Source organism: Cryobacterium sp. TmT2-59 (assembly GCF_004403545.1).
Lineage (GTDB): Bacteria > Actinomycetota > Actinomycetes > Actinomycetales > Microbacteriaceae > Cryobacterium > Cryobacterium shii.
Genome location: NZ_SOGM01000064.1, coordinates 1 through 6,103 on the forward strand (window position 1 = coordinate 1; position 6,103 = coordinate 6,103).

3 protein-coding genes are annotated in these 6,103 nt (G+C 73.8%); all 3 read right to left on the reverse strand.

The window, feature by feature from the left end; genetic code table 11:
• Positions 1 to 14: 14 nt before the first annotated feature.
• Entirely contained in the window at positions 15 to 2,921 is a 2,907-nt protein-coding gene (locus tag E3T24_RS10670) for an alpha/beta fold hydrolase (protein ID WP_134434606.1), read from the reverse strand.
• A gap of 56 nt (positions 2,922 to 2,977) precedes the next feature.
• Positions 2,978 to 4,000: a 3-oxoacyl-ACP synthase III gene (locus tag E3T24_RS10675; protein ID WP_241976053.1), complete on the reverse strand. Its 1,023-nt coding sequence runs from the start codon at positions 3,998 to 4,000 to the stop codon at positions 2,978 to 2,980.
• Positions 4,001 to 4,219: 219 nt separating this feature from the next.
• Positions 4,220 to 6,103: aldehyde dehydrogenase family protein (locus E3T24_RS10680; RefSeq protein ID WP_134405654.1), on the reverse strand; the 1,884-nt coding region annotated here is incomplete at its 5' end.

Here is a 6,103-nt window from a genome sequence, read left to right on the forward strand (position 1 = left end):
CGCCGCGGCCGGCGTCACGGCCGCCTCATCCGTGCGCCGGAGAGGATGCCGGCGGCCCAGCCGGCCAGCCGGGTGCGGTCGATCTTCGAGTTGTGACGGATATCGGTGGGCAGCTGCGGCACCACCAGCACCGCGGCGAGCGGCACGCCGGCGGCTGCGCGCACGGCGGCGGCCAGTTCCGGGGCGGCCAGGCCCACCCGGCGGGCCGCAGGCGTGGTCTCGACGACCGCGACGACCTGCTGGATGCCGGCCGGACCGACCCCGACGACGGCGGCGCGGGCCACCACGGCGACGCGCTCGAGGCGCTGCTCGGGTCCGACCGGGGTAAGCACGCCGGCCGCGCTGGTGATCACGTGCGGCAGGCGGCCCTCGACCCAGAGCCGTCCGGCCTCGTCCAGGTGCCCGACATCGCCGGTGCGGTGCCAGCGCCGCCCCGGGGTCACGCCGCTGCGGGAGGCGCGATCGGTCAGCCAGAGCCGGTCGTAGTGGTTCTTCACGTGGGGGGCGGAGACGACGATCTCCCCCGTGATCCCGGGGGTCTCGGCGAGGGCGCCGGTAGCCGCACCGGTGGCGTCGAGGGCGCTGATCCGGAGGTCGGTGGTGGCCGCGGGACGGCCGACGCAGACGCCGCCGGGGCCGGCCGGGGCATCCGTCGCCGTCGTCTCGGTCGTGCCCGGCCCGGCCGTCGCCGCTGTCTCGGTCGTCACCGACCCGGGCGTGGCCGCCGCGATCGCCGACGCCTCGGTCGTGACCGCCGCCGTCGCCTCGCGGATGCCCGCCAGGGAGATGTCGGTCATCAGGAGTCCCTCGGTCATGCCGTAGGGGGTGTGGGCGCTGGCGCCGGGCATCAGGCGGGCCGCGGCGGCCAGCAGGGGCTCGGAGACGGGCGCGCCGGCGGAGAGGAAGCTGCGCACGCCGGCGAGGCTGCGGTGGTCGGCCGCGCTGAGCGTGGCCTCGGTGGCGACGACGTTGGCGAGCGCGGCCGGTGAGAGGAAGACGACGGTCGCGTCGATGGCGGCGACCGCGGCGGCGACGGCGGTCGCGGTCAGGGTCTTCGGGGAGGTCACGTCCATGTCCGGGGTCACCGAGCGGGCGCCGAGGGCCGGGCCGAGCAGGGCGAACGGGGCGAAACCGGCCACCAGTCCGGTGCCGAGGCCCACGTCGTACTGGGCGTGCAGCGCGTGGCTGACCGCGGCGAGCTGGCCGTGCGTGTAGACGACGCCCTTGGCCGGACCGGTCGAGCCGGACGTGAAGAGCACGGCCGCCGTGTCGCCGGGCCCGGGCGGCCCGGGCAGCTGCTCGTCCGCGCCCAGCGCGATGATCTCGGCGAGGGTGAAGGAGATGTCGAGGAGTCGGGCCACCGTGCTCGGGAACCGGGCGACGGCGATCTTCTGGCCGGGCCAGTCGAGGGCCCGGGCGGCGAGCAACCCGGGGGCGGCGCCGATCACGTGGTCCGGACGCGCGCCGCGCACGGCCCGGGTCAGGCCGCGCAGGCCGAGGCCGGCATCCGCCACGACCACGATCGCGCCGATGCGCACGCAGGCGTAGAGCACGGCGGTCAGGTCGGCGCCGGGCGGGATCAGCAGGGAGACCCGGTCGCCCTTGCGCACGCCGATCAGGTGCAGGCCCGCGGCGAGCTGCCGCACCCGGCGGGAGAGCAGCCGCCAGCTGACGACGCGGGGTGCGCCGCCGCCCGGCGGGGCCATGTCGACGAGGGCGGTGTCGTCGCTGCCCTGCAACTCGTCCAGGTAGTGCCAGAGCGGATGCTGCCCGCTCGCCGCCCAGCCCTCCGACTGTTCCCGTTCCGGACGAGAGTGACCCGCGGAACGGGCACTCTCGACCGGAACGGGCACTCCGGCGGGGAACATTGAGGCGGGGAGCCCTCCGGCGGGGAGGGCCGCTCCGGGCAGGGGGTCCGGGGCGGCGAAGGTGTGGTCGCCGAGCCAGGTCAGTGCGGCGGAGGCGTAGTCGACGTCCTCGGCGATCAGGTGCCCGGCGCCCTCGAACCGGTGCACGTCGGCCTGCGGCAGGCGCTGCGCGAGGTCGTCGAGGTACCGGTCGCTGAAGATCGGGTCGGCCGGGCCCCAGAGCATCAGGGCCGGCACGTCCAGGCGGCGCACCCCGGTGGAGATGCGCACGAGCTCGGCCGCACTCTCGTGCGCGTCGTCGACGGGGATGTCGGCGACGAACGCACCGATGCCGCCGCGGCGCGCTGCCCCGCGGTAGGGCGCGCGGTAGGCCTGCTTCACGGCGGCGGAGAGCGGCGGATGCGCGAGCGCGAGAGTCGTCTCCAGGAACGCGGGCGTGGCGACCGTTGCGGCGCCGAGCACGCCGTGGCGCAGGGCCAGCCGCAGCGGGGCCGGGATCGGCGCGTCCTCCGGCTGGTGCACGGCGGTGTTCAGCAGCAGCACCCCGGCGAGCAGGGTCGGATGGTCCACCGCCCAGCCGAGCGAGACCACGCCGCCCCAGTCGTGGCCGAAGGTGAGCACGGGGCCGGCCAGTCCGAGCTCGGCGGTGAGGTCGGCGAGGTCGGCGACCCGGCGGGCCAGCGGGCGCGGCGCCCCGGTGCGCTCGGAGAAGCCCATGTCGAGCTGGTCGACGGCGATGACCCGCCACGCCGGGCCGCCGGCGATGGCGGCATCCGTCGCGGCGGTGACGAGGTCACGCCAGAGGTAGGACCAGGTGGGGTTGCCGTGCACGCAGAGCACGGTACCGATCGGGGTGAGCCCGAGTTCGGCCAGCCGATCGGCGTTGTCGAGCAGGTGCCAGGTGCGGCTCGCCGGTCGCTCCCCGCCGGTCTCGGCAGCAGTCTCGGCAGCGGTCTCGGCAGCGGTGACCAGCCGGGAGAAGGCCGGGTCGAGGCCGGGCAGTCCCTGCGGCGGCAGTGACGCCGGGGCGGCCGTCTCGGCCGCCCGCGGCAGGCGGTATCCGGTGCCGGTGCGGGTGCTCGTGCGGGTGCTCGTGCTGCGGCGGCTGCTCACCAGGCGAGTTCCATCATGGCGGTGTTCAGGCCGCTCCCGACGCCCATCAGCAGCACCCGGTCGCCGGGTGAGAGCCGCTTCGCCTCCTCGGCGAGCGTGATCGGGATCGACGCCGGCCCGACGTTGCCGAGCAGCGGGTACGTGAGCGGAACCCGGGAACGGTCCAGGCCGGTGGCCTTGATGATCGCGTTGGTGTGCACGTCCGACACCTGGTGCAGGATGTAGCGGTCCATGCCGGACCAGTTCCAGTCGCGTTTGGCCTCGGTCCAGGCCGAGACGACGAGTTCCATGCCGCCCTTGAGCAGCGCCTTGGCGTCGGTGAACATGCCGTCGACGCTGCCGACGCAGAGGCCGTTGAACTGGGTCGCGGCGCGCGTCACCCCGCCGAGCATGCGATGGCCCTCCGGATGCGCGTCCGCCGGCCCGAGCACGGCCGCCGCGGCGCCGGAGCCGAGGGTGAGGCTCGCGAACTCGCTCATGAAGTCCTTGCGGCTGATATCGGCGCGGCCCAGCCGGTCGATCGTGTTGGACTGGATCTCGTCGGCGTCCTCACCGTCGATGACCACGGCGTACTGCACCTGCCCGGAGTCGATCAGCTGCGCGGCCAGGGTCATGCCGTTGACGAAACCGAGGCAGGCGTTGGCGATGTCGAAGTTGGTGGCCGAGGACGGCAGGCCGAGGCCGTGGTGGATGCGCACGGCCACCGACGGCTCGAGGTGCTTGCGGGTCACGGAGGTGTTGATCATCAGCCCGACCTGGCCCGGCTCGATGCCGGCGGACTGGAGGGCACGCCGGCCGGCCAGCACGGCCGCGTCGTCGAACGCCTGTCCGGGCGCCCAGTTACGGCGCTCCTGCACGCCGGCCACCCGCTGGAGCAGGCCGCTGGGCAGGCGCAGGCGCTTCAGCGCCGGCTGCAGTCGGGCGTCGATCTCGACCGAGGTCGTGATCCGCGGGGCGAGTTCGCTGTCCACCGACAGCAGGGCGACGTTACGGTGCGTCGTCGTGGCGTTTCCGTTCAACTCTGATTCCCCTGTCGAATTGCAGCGCTGGAAACCCGCAGCCCGGCAATCCTGCACCAGAAACCTGTTCGTTGTCCGTATCCCTGCCCCGAGCAGCCGCATACTGCGACCGTCACGGTCCCATTTTACCTGCGCCGTGACCTGCGCCGTGACCTGCGCCGTCACCCGTGCCGGGCCCGGGGCACCGCCGCCGTGCGGGCGACGGCGCCCCGCGACGGGCTAGATGACCCCGTCCGAGAGCGTGCTGGGGTTGCCGAAACGGTGGGCGGTGATCGAGATCGCCTGTTCACGCAGAAAAGGCAGCAGCTCGACCCGGCCGGCCTGGGTGACCGGGTGCGCGTAGATCGCGATGTCCGGGCTGCCGCGGAGCGCGTGGGTGAGGGCGGATGCCGCCTGCGTCGCCCCGGTCAGCCGGTCCCCGCCGATCAGTCGCACCCGGCTGGTGCGGATGCCGCCGGCCGCCGCGCGCTCCAGCCATTCCGCGTCGCTCTCCACCGTCACCGGGATCTCACGCTCGGACAGCGCGTTCCGCACCAGCGGAGGCACCGGGATGGCACTGCTGACCTCGAACCGGGACGTGGTCAGGGTGGCCGCGGCGATGATCCGGAGCAGGTCGGAGAGGGTGCCGTCTTCGGCCAGGCGCACCGTGACGGGCAGCGGGCTGTAGCGGAACAGGTTGCGTTCGAGGCCGAGGTTCGAGACGTCCTTCACGACGCCGAACTCCTCGCGCCAGGCCAGGGCGTCGCTCAGGGCAGAGCGGCGCAGCACGTCGAAGTCGGCGTAGTCGAGCACGGTCTGCGCCGCCTCGATCACGTCGGTGACGGTCTGGTCCAGGCCGCGCAGGTGCAGGGTGGAGGAGTTGCGGCCGGGGTCGGTCACCCAACTGCCGAGCCCGTGAAGGTAATTCGGTCCGCCCGCCTTCGTGCCCGCGCCGACGGCAGAGCGCTTCCAGCCGCCGAACGGCTGGCGCTGCACGACCGCGCCGGTGATGCCGCGGTTCACGTAGAGGTTTCCGGCCTCGATCGTGTCCACCCACTCGGCCAGTTCGGCGGAGTCGAGCGAGTGCAGCCCGGACGTGAGGCCGTAGTCCACCGCGTTCTGGAACCGGATGGCCTCGGCCAGGTTGCGGGCGTGCATCACGCCGAGCACCGGGCCGAAGAACTCGGTCAGGTGGAAGTAGGACCCGGGAGCGACCCCGGTGCGGATGCCGGGCGACCACAGGGCGCCGGACTCGTCGAGCTGCTTCGGCTCCACCAGCCACTGCTCGCCCACGCCGAGCGTGGTCAGGGCGTGCAGGAGCTTTCCCTCCGCCGGCTCGATGATCGGGCCCATCTGGGTGACCGGGTCGGACGGGCGGCCGACGCGCAGGGAGGTCGCGGCATCCGTCAGCTGGCTGAGGAAGCGCTCGGATTTGGCGACCGAACCGACCAGGATGACCAGGCTCGCGGCCGAGCACTTCTGCCCGGCGTGGCCGAACGCGCTCTTGATCACGTCGGCGGCGGCCAGGTCGAGGTCGGCGGAGGGGGTGACGATGATGGCGTTCTTGCCGCTGGTCTCGGCCAGCAGGGGCAGGTCCTCGCGGAAGCTGCGGAACAGCTGCGCGGTCTCGTAGGCGCCGGTCAGGATGACCCGGTCCACGGCCGGGTGCGAGATCAGCCGGGTGCCCAGCTCACGGTCGGCGAGGTCCACCAGCACGAGCAGGTCGCGCGGCACGCCGGCCTCCCAGAGCGCCTCGACCATCACCGCGCCGGAGCGCTGGGCGAGTTTGGCCGGCTTGACGATGACGCCGGAGCCCGCCGCGAGGGCGGCGAGCACGCCGCCCGCGGAGATGGCGACCGGGAAGTTCCAGGGCGGGGTGACCACGGTCAGCTTCGAGGGCACGAAGGTGGCCCCCTGCACGGAGTCGAGGTCCCTGGCGCGTTCGGCGTAGTAGTGGGCGAAGTCGACGGCCTCGCTCACCTCCGGGTCACCCTCGGCGATGGTCTTGCCGGTTTCGGCCGCCATCACCTCGATCAGGCGGTCCCGGTTCGCGGCGAGCGCGAGGCCGGCCCGGTGCAGCACGGCGGCGCGCTCGGCGCCGGGGCGCTGGCCCCAGGCGGCGCC